At 69.4% G+C, this 17488-nt stretch carries 21 protein-coding genes and 1 pseudogene; 19 read left to right on the plus strand and 3 right to left on the minus strand.

All coding sequences use genetic code 11. The features are described 5' to 3' along the window. Together H4N64_RS18210 and H4N64_RS18215 are read right to left on the minus strand one after the other, a co-directional pair. Positions 1–1181 (minus strand): metallophosphoesterase (locus tag H4N64_RS18210; protein ID WP_186283408.1); only part of this gene is annotated, 1181 nt, incomplete at its 3' end. Positions 1182–1241: 60 nt separating this feature from the next. Next, positions 1242–2069 (minus strand): MHYT domain-containing protein, encoded by an 828-nt coding sequence (locus H4N64_RS18215; RefSeq protein WP_186283409.1) that lies wholly within the window; start codon positions 2067–2069, stop codon positions 1242–1244. Between the two features lie 269 nt (positions 2070–2338). Here H4N64_RS18215 and H4N64_RS18220 point away from each other — a divergent pair, with 269 nt between their 5' ends. The 19 genes and pseudogenes from H4N64_RS18220 (at position 2339) to H4N64_RS18310 (ending at position 16618) form a co-directional block, all read left to right on the plus strand. Beyond that, positions 2339–2689 (plus strand): hypothetical protein, encoded by a 351-nt coding sequence (locus H4N64_RS18220; protein ID WP_336246724.1) that lies wholly within the window; start codon positions 2339–2341, stop codon positions 2687–2689. A gap of 136 nt (positions 2690–2825) precedes the next feature. Beyond that, positions 2826–3089 (plus strand): annotated as a pseudogene (locus H4N64_RS18225) (argininosuccinate synthase domain-containing protein); the annotation flags it as partial. Beyond that, positions 3080–3691 carry a hypothetical protein gene (locus tag H4N64_RS18230; protein ID WP_186283410.1) on the plus strand — a complete coding sequence of 204 codons (612 nt, stop codon included), beginning with the start codon at positions 3080–3082 and terminating at the stop codon, positions 3689–3691. The pseudogene H4N64_RS18225 and the gene H4N64_RS18230, both read left to right, overlap by 10 nt. A gap of 78 nt (positions 3692–3769) precedes the next feature. After that, positions 3770–4156, plus strand: coding sequence for a hypothetical protein (locus H4N64_RS18235; protein ID WP_186283411.1), 387 nt, complete (start codon positions 3770–3772; stop codon positions 4154–4156). 9 nt (positions 4157–4165) lie between these two features. After that, positions 4166–4372, plus strand: a complete 207-nt coding sequence (locus tag H4N64_RS18240; protein WP_186283412.1) for a hypothetical protein — start codon at positions 4166–4168, stop codon at positions 4370–4372. Position 4373: 1 nt separating this feature from the next. Further along, positions 4374–4967 (plus strand): phage gp6-like head-tail connector protein, encoded by a 594-nt coding sequence (locus tag H4N64_RS18245; protein WP_186283413.1) that lies wholly within the window; start codon positions 4374–4376, stop codon positions 4965–4967. A 10-nt stretch (positions 4968–4977) separates the two neighbouring features. After that, a complete protein-coding gene (locus tag H4N64_RS18250) occupies positions 4978–5424 on the plus strand; it encodes a hypothetical protein (RefSeq protein ID WP_186283414.1) in 447 nt (148 codons plus the stop codon). Beyond that, positions 5424–5630, plus strand: a complete 207-nt coding sequence (locus tag H4N64_RS18255) for a hypothetical protein (protein ID WP_186283415.1) — start codon at positions 5424–5426, stop codon at positions 5628–5630. Before H4N64_RS18250 ends, H4N64_RS18255 begins: the two co-directional genes overlap by 1 nt. A 1-nt stretch (position 5631) precedes the next feature. Next, entirely contained in the window at positions 5632–6369 is a 738-nt protein-coding gene (locus tag H4N64_RS18260; protein WP_186283416.1) for a hypothetical protein, read from the plus strand. A gap of 64 nt (positions 6370–6433) precedes the next feature. Then, complete coding sequence (locus H4N64_RS18265) at positions 6434–6844, plus strand: phage tail tube protein (RefSeq protein ID WP_186283417.1); 411 nt, start codon at positions 6434–6436, stop codon at positions 6842–6844. After that, positions 6844–7356: a hypothetical protein gene (locus H4N64_RS18270; protein WP_260859785.1), complete on the plus strand. Its 513-nt coding sequence runs from the start codon at positions 6844–6846 to the stop codon at positions 7354–7356. The genes H4N64_RS18265 and H4N64_RS18270 overlap by 1 nt, the downstream gene beginning before the upstream one ends. A 10-nt stretch (positions 7357–7366) precedes the next feature. Then, complete coding sequence (locus tag H4N64_RS18275; protein WP_186283418.1) at positions 7367–7777, plus strand: hypothetical protein; 411 nt, start codon at positions 7367–7369, stop codon at positions 7775–7777. A gap of 176 nt (positions 7778–7953) precedes the next feature. Continuing rightward, a complete protein-coding gene (locus H4N64_RS18280) occupies positions 7954–10884 on the plus strand; it encodes a phage tail tape measure protein (RefSeq protein WP_186283419.1) in 2931 nt (976 codons plus the stop codon). Positions 10885–10895: 11 nt separating this feature from the next. Further along, entirely contained in the window at positions 10896–14720 is a 3825-nt protein-coding gene (locus tag H4N64_RS18285) for a carbohydrate binding domain-containing protein (protein WP_186283420.1), read from the plus strand. A gap of 11 nt (positions 14721–14731) precedes the next feature. Beyond that, positions 14732–15133, plus strand: a complete 402-nt coding sequence (locus tag H4N64_RS18290; protein ID WP_186283421.1) for a hypothetical protein — start codon at positions 14732–14734, stop codon at positions 15131–15133. 20 nt (positions 15134–15153) lie between these two features. Further along, a complete protein-coding gene (locus H4N64_RS18295) occupies positions 15154–15399 on the plus strand; it encodes a hypothetical protein (RefSeq protein WP_186283422.1) in 246 nt (81 codons plus the stop codon). Between the two features lie 63 nt (positions 15400–15462). After that, positions 15463–16176 carry a peptidoglycan recognition protein family protein gene (locus H4N64_RS18300; RefSeq protein WP_186283423.1) on the plus strand — a complete coding sequence of 238 codons (714 nt, stop codon included), beginning with the start codon at positions 15463–15465 and terminating at the stop codon, positions 16174–16176. Continuing rightward, positions 16173–16358, plus strand: a complete 186-nt coding sequence (locus H4N64_RS18305) for a hypothetical protein (protein ID WP_186283424.1) — start codon at positions 16173–16175, stop codon at positions 16356–16358. Before H4N64_RS18300 ends, H4N64_RS18305 begins: the two co-directional genes overlap by 4 nt. After that, a complete protein-coding gene (locus H4N64_RS18310; RefSeq protein WP_186283425.1) occupies positions 16358–16618 on the plus strand; it encodes a hypothetical protein in 261 nt (86 codons plus the stop codon). The genes H4N64_RS18305 and H4N64_RS18310 overlap by 1 nt, the downstream gene beginning before the upstream one ends. 77 nt (positions 16619–16695) lie before the next feature. Here the strand turns inward: H4N64_RS18310 and H4N64_RS18315 are convergent, their stop codons facing one another. Next, positions 16696–17451, minus strand: a complete 756-nt coding sequence (locus tag H4N64_RS18315; RefSeq protein ID WP_186283426.1) for a GntR family transcriptional regulator — start codon at positions 17449–17451, stop codon at positions 16696–16698. Positions 17452–17488: the final 37 nt, after the last annotated feature.

Consider the following 17488-nt stretch of genomic DNA (forward strand, 5'->3'; position numbering starts at 1 on the left):
ACCACCGCCGCCGCCTCCGCCTCGGTCAGCGTGAAGAAGCGGCGCAGGCGCAGGCGACGGCCGTAGAGCTTGCTGTAGAAGGCCAGGGAGTCGCCGCGCAGGGGGTAGCAGCGGAAGTCCTGCTCGGTCACGTTCGCCACGTCGACCCGGGGGATGGTGTGCGTGGCGTGCATGAAGGCGCCTCCGCCGCCCGAGACCACGTACTGGATCGTTCGCCCCTCCACCTGCACCGGATAGCGCTGGTAGTTGTGGATGTCGCCGCCTATCGCCGCCACATAGCGGTGCGCCGGGTCGCGGACGATGTCGTCCACTGTGCCGCCGCCCTCGATCTGGCAGGGGTGGTACTCGCCGTCCACGTACAGCGGCGAACCCGTGATCAGGATCTTCGGGCGTGGGTCGCGGGAGACCTCGCGCAGCCAGGCGCCCTGTTCGGCGTCGAGGGTGCCCAGCAGCCCGGTGTCGATGCCTATGATCCGTATCGGTCCGGCGTCGACTGCCCAGTACGGGCCCGGCTGGACTGCCTGTTGGGCCGGGGCCGAGCGCAACTTGCGTGCCTCGTCGAGGTGTTGGCCGTCCGTGGGGCGCGGGCGGTGCCACAGCAGCGAGCGCAGCCAGGGGCGGGTCAGCGCGCGTGGCTTCGGCTCGGGCGCGAGCGGCGGGGCGTCGCCGCAGAAGACGCGCATGAAGGCGCCCAGGTCCTCGTACCAGTCGTGGTTGCCGGGTATCGCGTAGATCGGCGCCCGGTAGTCCTGGTACGGGCGGAAGAACTTCGAACCGTAGTCGTCCGCGCTGCCCACCGGGTAGATCACGTCACTGGCCAGCACCGCGAAGCTTGTGTCCTGGCCCGCCTTCAAAAGGCCTGGTACTACGGCGTATTGAGGGTCGTCGCCCTCACCGGTGTCCCCGATGACCAGGAACGAGAACCGGTCCGGGTCCGCTCTCTCGATCACCTTGTCGGTCGGTGCGCCGGCCGCGGCCCGCTGGGCCACCCAGCGGCTGCGGGTCCGGCCCGTCGGGTCCCCGAACCAGGAGGCCAGCACGCCATTGCGGGCCGCCCACAGCATCCTCGGGTCCAGCCAGGAGATCTTCTCGACCTCGGTGGGCATGAGCCGTTGGTATTCGCCGCGTTCCGCGGTTCCCCAGCCGGCGCCTTCGGCGGTATTGCGTGAAGAGTCAGACACCGGTGAACCGTAACAATGATCTACGGGCGGTTTGCGGCGGACTCCCGGGAGGAGCGGCCCTCACCAACTGCCGGTGCGCGAGCCGCTGTTGCCTCGGGCGTTCAACGAGTCCGGCGACTTCGGTACCTGCTTGACCGGACGGTTCCACTCACCGTCCCCCAGCACCAGCAGCGGGTCGAACATCACCACCACCCCTGCCAGCAGCAGGAACACGATCGGCCCCAGCAGCATCGGCAGCAACAGCGAGGTGGGCGAGTCGCCCGACCACGTGTCCCCGGCGGAACTGTGCAGGTGGACGTTGACGGCCGCCATCGCGGTGTAGTGCATCCCCGACACGGCCACCCCCATCACCAGGCTCGCCCCGAGGCTCATCAGGAAGCCCTGCACCGACACCGCCGCCCACAGTGCCGCGGTCGCGGCCGCGACCGCGATGAGTATGGAGAGGCCCACGGTGAAGCCGTCGTAGTGGACCTCGGCGGTCAGCCGCATCGCCGCCATGCCGAGGTAGTGCATGGCGGCCACCCCGAGCCCGGTGATGACTCCCGCGAGAGTCAGCGAGGCCGCCCCGGCTCCGCGGTAGCCCACGATGAACACCCCGATGCCGACCACCAGGATCGCCACGATCAGGCTCAGCACGGTGAGTGCCGTGTCGTAGCGGATCCGGGTCTCCTCGACCTGGAAGCCGATCATCGCGATGAAGTGCATGGTCCAGATGCCGCAGCCGATCGACGTGGCACCCAGCGCCAGCCAGCCGGGTTTCCAGGACTGTGCGTTGATCAGGGACCGGACGATGCAGCGCAGTCCCAGGGCCCCTCCCAGGCAGGCCATCAAATAGGCCGCCACCGGGGTCACCGCGCCGTAGCGGAACCCGTCAACGGTGCCTTCCATGAGCCAACTCCCCCCAGAGCCATGGCTGGTTGTGGTGCAAGGTTTACGGGGTGAGAGCCCTGTGAAGCAAGCCTTCACGGGTGGTCGGAATCGGCATGTCCCGTACCCACATGTGCCTCGGTGCACGAACATTTGGCCACGTGCCCGAATAGTCCGCCATATTTTGGGGTTGCCGACAGCGGTGTAACGCAATTGCGTTTACCGGACGCAGAAACAGGCAGAAGCGGATCGTTCCGCTGACAAAAACAACCCCTCAGATCGGATTTCTCGTGAACACCGACCCGGTTTCCGGATACCAGCAGTACGACCAGCCCACCCGCCAGGACCGCACCGCGCGCAACAAGGCCGCGATGCGCAGGACGGCCCTGACCATCAGCACGATCGGTGACATCGCCGCAGGGCTGCTCGGCCTGTGGATCTTGCTCTACCTGCTCGACGCGAACCAGGGGAACGCATTCGTCGAGTTCGTCCACGGCTCGGCGGACTGGCTGTCCGGATGGGCACAGGACATTTTCACAATGGACACAGAAGGGTTGCGAGTAGTCCTTAATTACGGCCTTCCGGCGGTCGTTTATCTGGCCCTCGGCCATGGAATTGCCGCCCGACTCAATCGGGCCTGATCGACGGAGCGCGCGGGCCGCATCGTCGGCCGTCGACGGGTCCCGGTGGGAGGCCGGGCGGCACCCTCCTGTGCCTCCCTCGGCGACTCCGGACGTCGGCATTGCATGTTCATGCGTCCTCGTGCATACTTCTGCTATGTCCAAAGTGCTTACCTCCCTCCCCGTCGGCTCGCGCGTCGGGATCGCCTTCTCCGGGGGCCTCGACACCTCGGTAGCGGTCGCCTGGATGCGCGACAAGGGTGCCGTGCCCTGCACGTACACCGCCGACATCGGCCAGTACGACGAGCCCGACATCGCGTCGGTGCCCGGTCGCGCGAAGACCTACGGCGCCGAGATCGCGCGCCTGGTCGACTGCCGCGCGGCGCTGGTCGAGGAGGGGCTTGCCGCACTATGTTCCGCGCCTATGGCAGCCGCCTGGACACCACCATGCTGAACGTGGCCACGGTGGGCCTGACGAACGTGGCCACGGCGGTGGCGTACACCGACGCCACCCCGACCACGGCCGAGCTGTACCCGAAGGTCATCGAGGGTCTGTCCGGGGTGGAGGGCGCGCTGCTCGACCAGGCGTCCGGCGACAACCTCGCGGTCATGCACTCCCGGCGCTGGTACTGGATGCAGAACGCCATGGGCAACTCGTACCCGCTCATCACCCAGCCCGGCGTGGTCGCCCAGACGCTGGGTGCGAACTACGCCGAGGCCTACGGGCGCGGCGTGCGCGGCATCCTGCCCAACGGCACCCCGGTGATCGTCGACAACAACATCGCCACCAACCTCGGTGCGGGCACGAACGAGGACGAGATCTACCTGGTGGACCGGCAGGAATGCCACCTCTGGGAAGACCCCGACGCCCCCGTCTACATCCGCGCCGAGCAGCCCAAGGCCGCCAACCTCGGCGTCCTGCTGGTCGTCTACGGCTACTACGCCTTCACCTTCCAGCGCCAGCCGCACGCCCGGAAGATCGCGGGCACCGGTCTGATCACGCCGACGTTCACCGGCGTCTGATCCGCGCCGCGAGGGCCCGCCTCGACTCCGGCGGGCCCTCGCGGTCCACCTCGGCACGACGGACGGGAGGTCCACAGGATGCCGACGATCCAGGCCCTGGCTGGCGGGAACCTGCCGAACCAGGCACAGCTGTCGAACGCGCAGACCGGCAACGGCGCTTCGACGAACATCGTTGACCGCGGTGCGGTGACGGAGCGCCCCGCCCTGCTGAAGGTCACGACCACGGTGGGTGCGACCCCGACATGCACCTACGCGATCGAGGGTTCGGCAGATGGCACCAACTGGTTCGCCGTCGCCTACGCCGACTCGGCGACACCGGAGACGGTCAGCGTGGCCACCTTCGCGATCACGACAGCGACGACCGCCTACAAGATCCTGCGCCCCGGCCACCCGTGGCGGTACCTGCGGATCACGTACTCGGCGAACACCAACGTCACCAACACCGCTGACCTGTACGCCTTCTAAGGAGTGACCATGGCAAGCGATGACCCGATGGTCGCCGCACTGCTGCGAGAGCGTGAGGGCTACGTCGGCCGGGGCATGGACGACCGAGTCGCCCAGGTCGACGAGCAGCTGCGCCTGCGTGGCGTGAAGCCGCCAGCCGACGACAAGCCCACCGAGCCGACGTCTCGTTCGACGCCGCCAAAGGGGCGCCGGGCGCGCACCACCGAGCAGGCATGACGTGGCCAACGAGTACGTCACCCTGGCCGAGCTGAAGAGCCAGTTCGGCGTCGAGCCGACCGACACCAGCCGGGACACGGACCTGAACCGGGCCCGGGCGTCTGCCTCGCGCAGCATCGACACGACCACCGGCCGCCGCTTCTGGCTCGACCCCGCCCCGGTGCAGCGGACGTTCACGCCCCGCGGCCGGATCGTCCGAGACGACGATGGGGAGCTGTTCCTCGTCGACGACATCGGCAGCACCACGGGCCTGGTCGTCGAGACCGGCTCCGGATCGTCCTGGTCGGCGGTCACCGGGTACGAGACCAGCCCCGACAACGCGCTCGCCGACGCCCGGCCCATCACCGGCCTGCGGCGGGTGCTCGGTACATGGGGACTGTCCACGTCGCGGCTGCGGGTGACGGCCCGCTTCGGGTGGCCGGCCGTGCCGGACGACATCCACGAGGCGGCCCTGATCCTGGCCTCCCGGCTGTACAAGCGCAAGGACTCCCCCGAGGGCATCATCGGCTCGGCCGAGTGGGGCGTGCGCAACCTCAGCCGCCGGGACCCGGACGTGTGGAACCTGATCGAGCCGTACATCATCCCCGGGTTCTGAGGAGCGCCTCATGCAAGTCTCCGCCGTGCGCGAGGCGCTGGCCGCGGCAGCCCGCGCGGTCGTCCTTCCGGCCGGGCTGCCCAAGTTGACGTGCTCCGGCTTCGTCCCCGACGCGGTGACCGCGCCGCACTTCTTCGTAGCCGAGTACGAGCAGGAGTTCGACAAGGTCATGGCGCGCGGCCTGGATGAGCTCACGTTCACCAGCCGTGTCCTGGTCGGACGGGCCGATGATCGGTCGGCTCAGCAGATCCTCGACGCGATGCTGTCCGGCTCCGGCACGGCCTCCCTCAAGAAGGCGATCGAAGCAGCGCGCGGGGGGCCCGGCCAGTACGCGCTCGGCGGGCTGGCCCACGACCTGCATGTGATGCGTGTGCAGGGCTACCGCTGGTACGAGCACGCCGGCGCGACCTACGTCGGCGCCGAGCTGATGATCAAGGTCATCGGAGAGGGAAGCTGATGAAGATCCGTATGACGGTCGACATGCCCGAGGGCGCCACCCGCAACGGTGAGCCGTGGCCGGCCAAGGGCGAAAACGTAGAACTGCCCACCGTCGAGGCCGCGCACCTGGTCGCCTCCGCCGTTGCTGAGGAAGTCGCCGAGGACGCCCCGCCCGAGCCGCGCGCCCGCCGCCGTAAGGCGACCGAGAACGAAGGGGAAGGATGACGTGTCCAAGACCATCCTGACCAACGTCCGCACCTTCGCCGTCGCCGTCGACCTCACCAGTCAATCGAACAAGGTCGAGCTGGCGGCCGAGGTCGAGGACAAGGACTCGACGAACTACGGCTCCAACGGCTGGAAGGAGGTCCTCGGCGGCCTCGGGTCGGCGGAGATCTCCGCCGAGGGGCAGTGGGAGGCAGGCGACCCCACCAAGGTGGACGATGCGTCCTGGTCCCAGCTCGGCGGGGTCGGCCCGTGGTCGATCAGCGCCAACAACGGCGCGGCCGTCGGTGACCTGGCGTACTTCACGTCCGCGCTGCGGTCCGCCTACAAGCTCGGCGACGCGGTCGGCGAGATCGCCCCCTGGACCGGCAGTGCAAAGAGCAGCTGGCCGCTGGTCCGCGGGCAGTTCGCCCACCCGCCCGGCACCGCCCGGACCGCCAGCGGCACCGGTACGGGCCTCAACCTCGGCGCGGTCGCCGCAGGCAAGCGGCTGTACGCGGCCCTGCACGTGCTGTCCGCCTCGGGCACGACACCGAGCCTGACCGCCCGAGTGGAGTCCAGCGTCGACAACACCTTCGCCGCGCCGACCACGCGGCTTACCTTCAACGCCGCGGCGGCCGCCGGCGGGCAGATCCTGCGCACCGACGGGACCGCGATCACAGACCCGTGGTGGCGCGTCGCCTGGACGATCTCCGGCACCACGCCCAGCTTCCTGTTCGTCGCCTCGCTCGGCATCCAGTAGCCGCACCCACCCCGCAGCCCGGCCATGTCGGGCCCGTCATCATGCCCTGAAAGGGGGGCCCGTCATGCCCAAAATGGTCCTGCTCGCCGAATACCTGTCCATCAACGGAACCGTCCTGAACACCTACACCAAGAAGGCGGAACTCACCGCCGAGGTCGAGGACAAGGACGTCACCAACTACGCCTCGAACGGGTGGAAGGAAGTCCTCGGCGGCCTCAAGTCCGCTGAACTGTCCTGCGAGTTCCTCCAGGACTTCGCCGCGTCGCAGCTCGACGCCACGATGTGGCCGCTGCTCGGCACGGTCGTCACGTTCGAGGTGCGCGCCGACCAGGCCGCAGTCAGCACCAACAACCCGAAGTACACCGGCTCGATCTTGATCAAGGGGTGGAGCCCGATCTCCGGGTCGGTCGGCGACGAGGCCACCGTGTCGCAGAGCTTCCCAACGTCGGGGGCCGTGACCCGGGCGACGGCCTGATGGCCAGCGGCCCGCCGTTCGCCCTCGGCGTGGAGACGCACGAGGGCCTGCACGCCCTCACGCGGGCGATCCGCGCCGAGGAGGACGGCAAGGAGCTCCGCAAGGAGCTCGCCAAGAACATGCGCGAGGCCCTCAAGCCCGGGGCGGCCGAGGCCAAAAGCAGCATCATGGCCATGCCGTCCTCGGGCCTCATGTCGACCGCACCAGCCCTGCGGTCGGCCGTCGCCAAGAAGATCCGGCCCGAGGTGAAGCTCGGCGGCCGCTGGTCCGGCGCCCGAGTGAAGGCGTTCAAGACGAAGAACGTCCGCGGCTTCCCCAACGCCCCGAAGCGGCTCAACCGTGCGGGCGGCTGGCGCCACCCGGTCTACGGCAACCGCGAGGTCTGGGTGCAGCAGCACGGCAAGGTCGACTGGTTCGACCGCGCATTCCAAGGTCGCGAGGGCTTGTACAAGGCCGCGGTCGAGCAAGCGATGGAAGACATGGCCCGGCGCATCGCGTCGCGCGCCGAGTAGAGGAGACCCTGTGTTCCTGGTCTACAGCCCCGAGGGCAGCGAAGAGCCCAAGCGGTGGAAGTACAACCCCCGGAAGATCATGTCGGCGGAGCGGGAGTGGATCGAGCGGCGCACCGACCGCAACTGGTCGGAGTTCACCAAGGACGTCGTCCAGGGTTCGTCGCTGTGCCGGCGGGCGCTGCTCTACACGTTCCTCAAGCGCGAGCACCCCAGCGTCAAGTGGGATGACGTCGACTTCGCGTGGGACGAGCTGAAGCTGGAATACAGCAAGGCCGAGCTGATCGAACTGCGGGCCACCGTCGCCGAGTCCGCCTCGGGTGACGAGCGTGCGGCCGTCCTGGAAAAGCTCGACGCTGAGATCGCCGAGGCCTACGAGGACCCCGAGGACGAGGGAAAAGCCCAGCTGCCCGTCGCCGACTGAGCCGCCTGGGCGACGCCGCCCACCTGCTCGGCATGCGGCCGCGCGACTGGGACGCGTGCACGGTCGAGGAAACCGACCTGCTGCTCGACTGGCTCGACGCCTACGAGGAAGCGCAGCGCAAGGCGAACGAACAACTGGACAGGGGCAGATGACGCCCCCTTCGTGAAGGGGGCGTCATGAGCGACACGTCGCTGGTGTTCAACCTCGTCGCCCGGGACCAGACCGAACAGGGCCTGTCGTCCGCGCGCGAGCGCTTCGACACCGCGGCCGCCGGCATCGGCGCCGGCGTTGCGGCCGCCCTCGGCGTCGGGATCGCGGCCAACCTCGACATGGAGGCGGCCAACGCCAAGCTGGCCGCTCAGCTCGGGGTCGGCCCGGCAGAGGCCGCCGAGCTGTCCAAGGTATCGGCGAGCGTCTACGCCAACGCCTGGGGCGACTCGGTGCAGACCGTCAACGACGCCATCCGCGGCGTCTACAACAACATCGGCGACGTCTCCCAGGCCGAGGGCGGCCTGGAGGGCGTCACCACCAAGGCCCTCGCCCTGGCCGAGACGTTCGACCAGGAGGTCGGCCCGACCACGGCGGCCGTCGGCCAGCTGATGCGTACCGGACTTGCGTCCGACGCGGAGGAAGCGTTCGACCTGATCAGTGCGGGATTCCGCACGTCGGCGAACAAGGCCGACGACTTCCTGGACACGCTGAACGAGTACTCGGTGCAGTTCAAGCGGGTGGGCCTGGACGGTGAGACGGCGATCGGCCTGATCGACCAGGCCATCGACGCCGGTGCCCGCGACAGCGATCAAGTCGCGGACGCCATCGGCCAGTTCGGCGAGCTGGCCCTGGCCAGCAGCACGGGCGTGCAGACCGCGTTTCAGTCGATCGGGCTGAACGCCGACGAGATGAAGGCCAAGCTCCAGGCGGGCGGCAAGTCCGGCCAGGAGGCGCTCCAGATGACCCTGGACGCGCTGCGCGGCACCAAGGACGAGACGATCCGCCTGAACGCGGCAACCGCCCTGTTCGGCGACCCGGGCACCGTGATGGGCGATGCCCTGTTCGCCCTCGACCCGGCTGGCGCGGCCGCATCGTCCGGCATGGACAAGGCGGCCGGGTCGACCGACAAGCTCGTCGAGACCGCGGGCAGCAGCGCCGCCGCCACGCTGGAGTCCTTCAAGCGCAAGGCGATGGGCCACCTTGCCGAGATCACCGGCACGTTCATCAAGTTCGCCCTGGACAACCGGGCGGTGTTCGAGCCCCTCGCGTACACGCTGATGGGCCTGGCCACCACGGTCCTGATCGTCAAGGGCGCGATCATGACGTACACGGCGATCGCCTCGGTCGTCGCCGGGGCCAACGCCATCATCAACGCCTCCACGTGGACCGTCATCGGCAACTGGCTGCGGATGATGGGCATCGGCATCATGGCCTACCTGCGCATCGCCGCCGGCGCCGTGGCCTCCGCCCTGACGACCGCCGCCGCGTGGACGGGGTCCGCGCTCGTGTCCATCGGCACCTGGGTCCTGGCCGTGATCCGGGCCGCGCTCGTCTCCGCCGCCCATTTCGCGATCATGGCGGCGAAGGCGGTCGCCTGGGCTGCGGTCATGGCCGCACAGTGGCTGATCGCCATGGGCCCGGTCGGCTGGGTCATCGCGGTCATCGTCGGCCTGGTCGTGCTGATCGTCGCCAAGTGGGACGCGGTCAAGAAGCACACCCTGGCGGCCTGGGACTGGGTGTGGAAGAAGATCCAGGGCGCCTCCGCCGGGATCCAGACGGCCGTGCAGGGGCTGGGCAAGATCCCGGGATGGGTCGCCGGCTACTTCGGCCGCATGAAGGACGCGGCCGTCGAGCGGGCGCTGGCCCTGGCGACGTGGATGTCAGGACTGCCGGGCCGGATCTCCAAGTCCATCGGGTCCATGCGTGACCTGCTGGTCGACAAGGGCATCGCCGTCGTGCAAGGCCTGTGGTCCGGCATCAGCTCGATGGGAACCTGGATCAAGAACCAGATCATCGGCTGGGCCAAGGACGTCATCCCGGGCCCGATCGCCAAGGCCCTCGGGATCTCCAGCCCGTCCAAGGTGACCAAGGCGCAAGGCCAATGGATCGCCCGCGGCCTGATCGACGGTCTGACCGGATCGTCGAAGCAGATCAAGGCGGCGTCCTACAAGCTCGCCGACATCGTGCGGGACGCGCTCGCCCCCGGCAAGAAGCGCTCCAAAGCGCTGGACGTCATCGGCACCGGCACCAACAGGCTGATGAAACTGGCCGCCCAAGAGGATGCCCTGGCGGACCGGCTGAAGAAGGCCAACAAGAAGGTCGCCGACCTGATCAAGGCACGCGACAAGCTCGCCGCGGACGTCAAGAAGGGCGTCCTGGACGCGGCGAACATCACCCAGATCACCGGCACCGGCCAGGTGTCCGCCGACTCGATCCTGACCAACCTGAGCGACAAGCTCGCCCAGGCCAAGTCGTTCGCCGCGAACCTGGCCAAGCTCAGGGACAAGGGCGTGCGCGGCGACCTGATCGCACAGATCGCGCAGGCCGGCGTCGAGGGCGGATCCGCGGCGGCCGCCGCACTCGCCAACGCCGACAAGGGCACCATCGCGCAGATCAACTCCACCCAGTCCCAGCTCGTCGCCGCGGCAGGCACCGCCGGGAATGTGGCCGGGAACGCGATGTACGGGGCCGGTATCAATGCCGGCCAGGGCATCGTCAAGGGGCTGAAGAAGGAACAGAAGGCGATCGAGAAGCAGATGCTGAAGATCGCAGAGTCGATGAAGCGGGCGATCAAGCAGGCGCTCGGCATCAAGAGCCCGTCGGCCCTGATGGCGCGCGAGGTCGGCCAGTTCATCCCGCCCGGCGTAGTCCAGGGCATGCAGCGCACCGCACCGCAGCTTGACGCCGCGATGCGCTCCCTGGTCCGCCCCGAACTGGCCGCCCCTCAACAGCCCCTGACCGCGCCCGGCATGGCGCCCCTGATGGGTGCGCAGGCGGGTGGCGGCACCGTGCGGGTGCGGTTCGACTTCGCTGGCGCCGACAGCGAGTTCAAGCGGATGTTCCGCAAGCTGGTCCGCGTCGACGGCCGCGGCCAGGTGCAGATCCTCACCGGCTAAGGAGGCCCGTCGTGGTGTTCCCCCAGACCCCGCTCAGCGTGCAGATCGAACTCCAGATCGGCGGGGTCTGGACGGACATCACCACGGACGTCTACACCGCCGAGAAGATCACCATCGAGCGCGGCCGTCCCGACGAAGGGCAGCGCACCGACCCCGGCAAGTGCGCGATGGTCCTCAACAACCGCGCCGGGAAGTACTCGCCCAGGAACCCGCTGTCGCCGTACTACGGGGCCATCGGCCGCAACACCCCGATCCGGGTGTCCGTGCTGGCGGGCAGCCAGTTCCTGCGGCTGCCCGGCGCGTCCACCGACTACGCCTCCACGCCCGACGCCGCGCCGCTGGACATCACCGGCGACCTCGACGTGCGCATGGACGCGCAGCTGGTCAACTGGCTGGACGCCGCCGACGTCCTGCGCACCACCGAGCTGGTCGGCAAACTCACCCTCGCCGCCGGCGGGAAGAGCTGGTTCCTCGGCGTGCGCTCCAACAAGCTCTACCTCGAATGGAGCGCGGACGGCACCAACACGCTCAGCGCATCCTCGACCACCGAACTGGTCGTGCCGCCCTCGGGACGCCTCGCCGTGCGCGCCACCCTGGACGTCGACAACGGCGCCTCGGGCCGGACGGTCACCTTCTACACCGCGCCGAGCGGTGTCGCGGGGCCGTGGACCCAGCTCGGGGCGGCGGTCGTGCAGTCCGGGGTCACGTCCATCTTCAACAGCAGCACCGCCCTGCGGGTGGGTAACGCCACCGACGTGTCGATGACAGCGAGCGCGGGCCGCTGCATGTCCGTCGAGATCCGCAACGGGATCAACGGCACGGTCGTTGCCAACCCGGTGTTCGCCGACCAGGCGATCGGCACCACATCGTTCGCCGATGCGGCGGGGCGGACGTGGACGCTGAACGGCGGCACGCAGATCACCAACCGCCGGACGCGGTTCGTCGGCGAGGTGTCCAGCTGGCCCTCGCGCTGGGACGTCTCCGGCAAGGACGTCCGCGTGCCCATCGAGGCTGCGGGCGTCCTGCGCCGGTACGGGCAGGGGCAGAAACAGTTCGACAGCACCTTGCGCCGCCGGATCCCGGCGTACTCCCCGGCGGCGTACTGGCCGCTGGAGGAGGCACAGGGCGCCACCCAGGCCTACAGCCCCATCACCGGGGTGCAGCCGATGAAGGTCAGCGGGGCACTGACGTTCGCCTCCGACGACACCCTCGGCGGCGCAACCACCGTGCCCGCCTGGGGCGACGACGCCGAGGGACGCGGCGCGATCCCGGCCATCCCGGACGGCGCCTGGCACCTGGAATGCGTGTACCGCCTGGACAGCATGCCGTCCGGCCTGAACACGATGTTCGAGGTGAACACGACCGGCACCGCGAAGAAGTACTCGGTCCGTGTGCAGACCAACAACGTCAACGTCCGCGCCCTGGACGGCGAGGGCAACGAACTGGCGTTCATCAACATCACCGCGCCCGACTTCACCGGCCGCTGGAACCGCTTCCAGCTGTGGGCCCGACAGCAGGGCTCGGACGTCGAAATGCACGTGGCCTGGCTCGGCGTCGGCACCAGCGGCGTCGCCCAGAGCGTCACCTACACCGCCACCGAGGGACGGCCGTCCAGCGTCACCGTCATGGGCGTACCCGGCAACCTCCGGCTCGGGCACGTCGCCGTGTTCTCCACCGTCAACACCGCCGCCTTCGCCGCCGCAGACGACGGATTCGCCGGGGAGACCGCGGGCGTGCGCCTGCGCCGCCTGGCCAGCGAGGAGGCCAAGCCCATCCTGGTCCACGGCGACACCACCACCGAGGAACTCATGGGCGCCCAGCGGCCCAACACCTTCCTCGACCTCGTCGAGCAGGCCGCCGACGTCGACGGAGGCCTGCTGTACGAGCGGCGCGACATCCTCGCCCTCGCCTACCGCGACCGGGGCACGCTGTACAACCAGCCGCCCGCGTTGCAGCTCGACTACAACGCGCCCGGCCTCGCCCACCCGCTGGAGCCGGTCGACGACGACCAGGCCATCCGCAACGACCGCACCGTGCAGCGGGAGGGAGGCAGCAGCGCCCGGGCGGTCCTGGAGACCGGCCCGCTGTCCGTGCAGGCCCCGCCCAACGGCGTCGGCCCCTACGACGACAGCGTGACCCTCAACCTCTTCACCGACGACCAGCCCGCCTCGCACGCCGGGTGGCGGCTGCATCTGGGCACGGTCGACGAGGCCCGCTACCCGGTCGTCAACGTCGACCTGGCCGCGAATCCGGGCCTGATCGACGCGGTCACGCAGCTGGACTCCGGCGACCGGCTCACCATCGCCAATCCGCCGGCGCACCAGCCGCCGGGGCCGATCGACCTGATCGCGCAGGGCTACACGGAGGTCATCGGCCACCCCATCGACTGGGACCTGTCGTTCAACTGCACCCCGGCCTCGCCGTGGAACGTGGCCTGGGTGGGCTCGGCGACCACCGCCCGGGACTCCCGGGAGTTCAACTGGGTCGACGGGGACTATCTGACCCTGGCCGCCGCCCTGAACAGCACAGACAGCGTCGCACCGGTCATCACCACGACCGGCCCGGTGTGGTGGGGCGGCGTCGCGGACACCCCCTACGACTGGAAGATCTCCGGCGAGCACGTCACCGTCACCGCCCCAGGCTCGCTCATCAACGCGAACCCCTTCTTCAACACCGACGCGGCCAGCTGGTCCGCGCAGTCCTGCACCATCGCCCGGTCCACGGCCGTCGTCATGCCCCACCCCAAGGCCCGCGCCTCCCTGCTGATCACCCCCAACGGGTCCAGCGCGGTCGGCGGCGCCCTGTGCGCGCAGACCGCGGTGGGCAGCATCACCCCGGGCGGCCAGTACGTGGTGGGAATGTGGGTCTACAGCCCCGGCGGCTGGTCCGACCTGCGGTCCGCCGTCAACTGGCACGACAGCGCGGGTACGTTCCTCTCCTCCAGCTTCGGGTCAGGGTCGGTCGTCCCGGCCGGGACGTGGACGTACCTGGAGCAGACCGTCACCGCGCCGGCCTCCGCCTCCCGGGCGGTCGTCCGGGCCCACCACGCGGGCACCCCGGCCGCCACGGACATCTACTACGTGTGGGCCGTCCGCATCACCCGCCCCAAGGCCAGCTGGTGCTACGACGCGTTCGGGCGCACGGCCGCGAGCGGGTGGGGGACCTCGGATGCGGGCCTGGTGTGGAACACCGTCGGCGGCGGCCCCGCCACCGACTACAACGTGGGCTCCGGGTACGGCTCACAGACGCTGTCCACCGTCGACCTGTCCCGGCGGACCGCGATCACCGCCATCCACCCGGACCCCGACATCTACTGCGACATGACCACCTCGGCGCTCGCCACCGGGGACAGCCTCTACAGCGCGGTCACCGCCCGCATGCAGGACGCCAACAACATGTACATGCTGCGGATCGCGTTCACCACGGCCAACACGATCCTGGTGAACATCCGCAAGATGATCGCCGGGGTCCAGACCCAGCTCGGCTCCACCTACACCGTCCCCGTCACCCACGTCGCCGGCGCGTTCATCCGCACCCGCTTCCAGCTCCAGGGCACCACGCTGCGCGCGAAAGCCTGGCCCGTGACCGCGCCCGAGCCGTCGGCCTGGCACATCGAGACCACGGATGGCGACATCACCGCCGCCAACCAGATCGGCACCCGCTCGATCCGGGTCACCGGCAACACCAACACGGCCGCCGTCGAGATCCGCTACGACAACCTCGACGTGATCAACCCTCAGCACTTCACCGTCGCCCGCTCCGCGAACGCCATCGTCAAACCCCAGGCCGTGGCCGCCCCGGTGAGCCTCGCCCAGCCCGCCATCGTCGCCCTGTAAGGAGGCCGGCCGTGACCCTGTGGCAGCCCGGCATGCGCATCACCGACGTGCGCCTGAACGACTACACGCCCGTCCCCCTGACGAGCACCCCCACCGCGGCGGCCGGCTTCTCCCTGACCTCGTTCAGCGGTCGCAAGTCCGGAGGCACGACCGAGTGGGCCGTCGTTCTCAGCTACAGCGGCGCCACCATCACCGCGTCCAGCACCGGCAACATCGGCGACACCCTGTGCTGCACGCTGCCCAGCGACTGCTGGCCCGGTGCCGAGACCTACGAGATCTACGAGGTGGCGGGCGTCACGGCCGGATCGGTTCGCCTCATGACCAACGGTCAGTGCCTGCTCACCACCCTCTACCCGACATCCAGCATCGGCGCGAACACCGTCAAGTTCGGGTCGAGTTTCCAGACCGGCTGACCCACCACCAGGAGGTAATCGTGCCCCTCGGCGAGCCCGTAGGCCCGTCCCAATCCCAGTGGAAGATCAGTGTGGACAGTGTGGCCCGGGTCGCCGACTACCCGGTTACCTTCACCGCCACAGTGTCCACCGACAACATCGACGACCCGGCCGTCCAGGGCGTCGTCCAGCAGATGGTGGACCTGCTCAACGCATCCCCGGACTTCGTACTGCGCTCTGCGGCCCGCACGTCCACCTACGCGGAGCAGATGACGCCCACCGCATAGCCAACCGCCCACCGCCTGCCCCCGCGCCATGAGCCCCGGGGGCGTCTTCACTTCTGGAGCACCATGGCTACTCCCCTGTCCGCAGCCACGTTCCTGGCCAAGCTCCGCGCCGAGGGCGTGAAGGTCGTCGAGGTCGGCAACTGGCGCACGCACAACCGCAACAGCAAGGGCCCGTGGGGGCCGGTCAACGGCATCATGCAGCATCACACCGGCCCCTACTCGACGGAGAAGGGCATGGTCGAGCTGTGCCGCACCGGCTACTCCGGGCTGCCCGGCCCGCTGTGCCACGGCGTCATCGACCGCTCCGGCGTTGTCCACTTGGTCGGCTACGGCCGCGCCAACCACGCGGGCCTGGGCGACGACGACGTCCTCGACGCGGTCGTCCGCGAGGACGCGAACCTGCCCGTCGACAACGAGGCGAACACCGACGGCAACCGGCACTTCTACGGCTTCGAAGCGATCAACACGGGCGGTGGCCAGGACTGGCCCGCAGCCCAGGTCGAAGCCATGGTCCGGGTATCTGCCGCGCTCTGCCGCGCCCACGGCTGGCATGCCGAGTCGGTCATCGGCCACAAGGAGTGGCAGCCGGGCAAGCCGGATCCGGCCGGGGTGGACATGGAAAAGCTGCGCGACCGGATCGCCGAGCGGCTCAAGCACCCGGCCAGCTGGTCGCCGACCGCCCCGAAGCCGCCCGCACCCAAGCCGCCCACCGTCGAGGAGCGGCTGACCGCACTGGAGAAGCGCGTCACCGCGCTGGAGAAGGAGTCCCGAGCATGAGGATCTCGAAGTACGCCAAGGCGGCCGTGTCCGCCGTCGCCGCGGGCGCGGGCTCGCTGTCCGTCGCCGTCACCGACGACGCCGTATCGGCCGCCGAGGGATGGGCGGCGCTGATCGCCGTGCTCGCCGCGCTCGGCTGCACCTGGGCTGTGCCCAACAGGCAGGCCAGAAAGGACGGCTGATGACGACCCCGGACGCGGGCGTCTACATCAGCAACGCCCAGATGTACCAGGAGGTGAGGGACCTGGCTCAGACGGTCGGCCGCATCGAATCGAAGGTGGACAACTTCCTCGACGAGGCGAAGGACATCCGGCAGGACGTCCAGGACCACGAGCTCAGGATCCGCACCCTCGAACGGGCCCGCTGGCCCATGCCCACCATCGGCGTCCTCGCCGGTGTCGCCGGCGCCGCCACGGGCGCCGTCGCCCTCTTCGCCCGTTGACCGCGGCCCCGCTCTCCTTCGGGAGGGCGGGGCCGCTTTTGTGTGTCCAGGGGTGTCCACGACGGCGGACACCCCGATCAGTCGTCCAGCTCGATGCGGAAGTCGACGATGGTGGTGTCCCCGCGCCGCACGATCGGATGGGCGACCTCGACCACACGTCCGGTGTCGGCGATGTGCCGCCGCGTGTACCGCAGCACGGGCACCCCGGAGCCGATGCGCAGGGTCGCCGCCTCCAATTCGGTGGGCATGCCCGCGGTGAACGACTCCGTGATGGTGGTGACGCGGATGCCGAGGCTTGCCATCTGCGCCCGAGTGCCGCCCGGCCACGGCTCGTTGATCGGGTCGGCGACCGGCGTACCCGCGACGTCCGACCAGCGCACGTAGCTCGTGGACATCTGGGTCGGCTGGTCGTTGTCGTAGAACACGAAGTGCCGAGCGAGGAGTTCCTCGCCCACCTCGCACTCGAACAGCGCGGCCATCTCGGCGTCCGCCTCCACCTGTACGAATCGCTTGTCGAGCCGGTACTCCGACCAGCCAATGCCCTGATCCTTCGTGTACGGCGTCGACTTGGCGCCCTGCGTGGACCGGTACCGGTCGGCGGCCATGCGGTGGATCGGCGGCCGCGGGCGCACGCGCGTGCCTGCGCGGGCCCGGCTTTCGGTGAGGCCCTCGCTGGCGAGCAGGCGCAGCGCGTTGCGGACTGGGGCCTCGGATACGCCGTACTCGGTGCACAGTTCGGGGATTGTCGGGATCTTGCCGCCGGGTTCGAACTCGCCGGAGGAGATGCGGCGCCGCAGGTCGGCGGCGATCCGCAGGTACTCAGGCTGTGCCACCGAGACACCCCCATTTCGACCGATCACTCAATCCGGA

It is taken from the genome of Streptomyces cupreus (genome assembly GCF_014257025.1).
Classification (GTDB): domain Bacteria; phylum Actinomycetota; class Actinomycetes; order Streptomycetales; family Streptomycetaceae; genus Streptomyces; species Streptomyces cupreus.

What these genes read in the sequence shown, in the direction of transcription:
- H4N64_RS18235 (WP_186283411.1), top strand. Translation starts at nt 3,770, where the DNA reads ATGCCGACGATCCAGGCCCTGGCTGGCGGGAACCTGCCGAACCAGGCA.
- H4N64_RS18240 (WP_186283412.1), top strand. Translation starts at nt 4,166, where the DNA reads ATGGCAAGCGATGACCCGATGGTCGCCGCACTGCTGCGAGAGCGTGAG.
- H4N64_RS18280 (WP_186283419.1), top strand. Translation starts at nt 7,954, where the DNA reads ATGAGCGACACGTCGCTGGTGTTCAACCTCGTCGCCCGGGACCAGACC.
- H4N64_RS18250 (WP_186283414.1), top strand. Translation starts at nt 4,978, where the DNA reads ATGCAAGTCTCCGCCGTGCGCGAGGCGCTGGCCGCGGCAGCCCGCGCG.
- H4N64_RS18255 (WP_186283415.1), top strand. Translation starts at nt 5,424, where the DNA reads ATGAAGATCCGTATGACGGTCGACATGCCCGAGGGCGCCACCCGCAAC.
- H4N64_RS18270 (WP_260859785.1), top strand. Translation starts at nt 6,844, where the DNA reads ATGGCCAGCGGCCCGCCGTTCGCCCTCGGCGTGGAGACGCACGAGGGC.
- H4N64_RS18265 (WP_186283417.1), top strand. Translation starts at nt 6,434, where the DNA reads ATGCCCAAAATGGTCCTGCTCGCCGAATACCTGTCCATCAACGGAACC.
- H4N64_RS18300 (WP_186283423.1), top strand. Translation starts at nt 15,463, where the DNA reads ATGGCTACTCCCCTGTCCGCAGCCACGTTCCTGGCCAAGCTCCGCGCC.
- H4N64_RS18230 (WP_186283410.1), top strand. Translation starts at nt 3,080, where the DNA reads ATGTTCCGCGCCTATGGCAGCCGCCTGGACACCACCATGCTGAACGTG.
- H4N64_RS18310 (WP_186283425.1), top strand. Translation starts at nt 16,358, where the DNA reads ATGACGACCCCGGACGCGGGCGTCTACATCAGCAACGCCCAGATGTAC.
- H4N64_RS18305 (WP_186283424.1), top strand. Translation starts at nt 16,173, where the DNA reads ATGAGGATCTCGAAGTACGCCAAGGCGGCCGTGTCCGCCGTCGCCGCG.
- H4N64_RS18215 (WP_186283409.1), bottom strand. Translation starts at nt 2,069, where the DNA reads ATGGAAGGCACCGTTGACGGGTTCCGCTACGGCGCGGTGACCCCGGTG.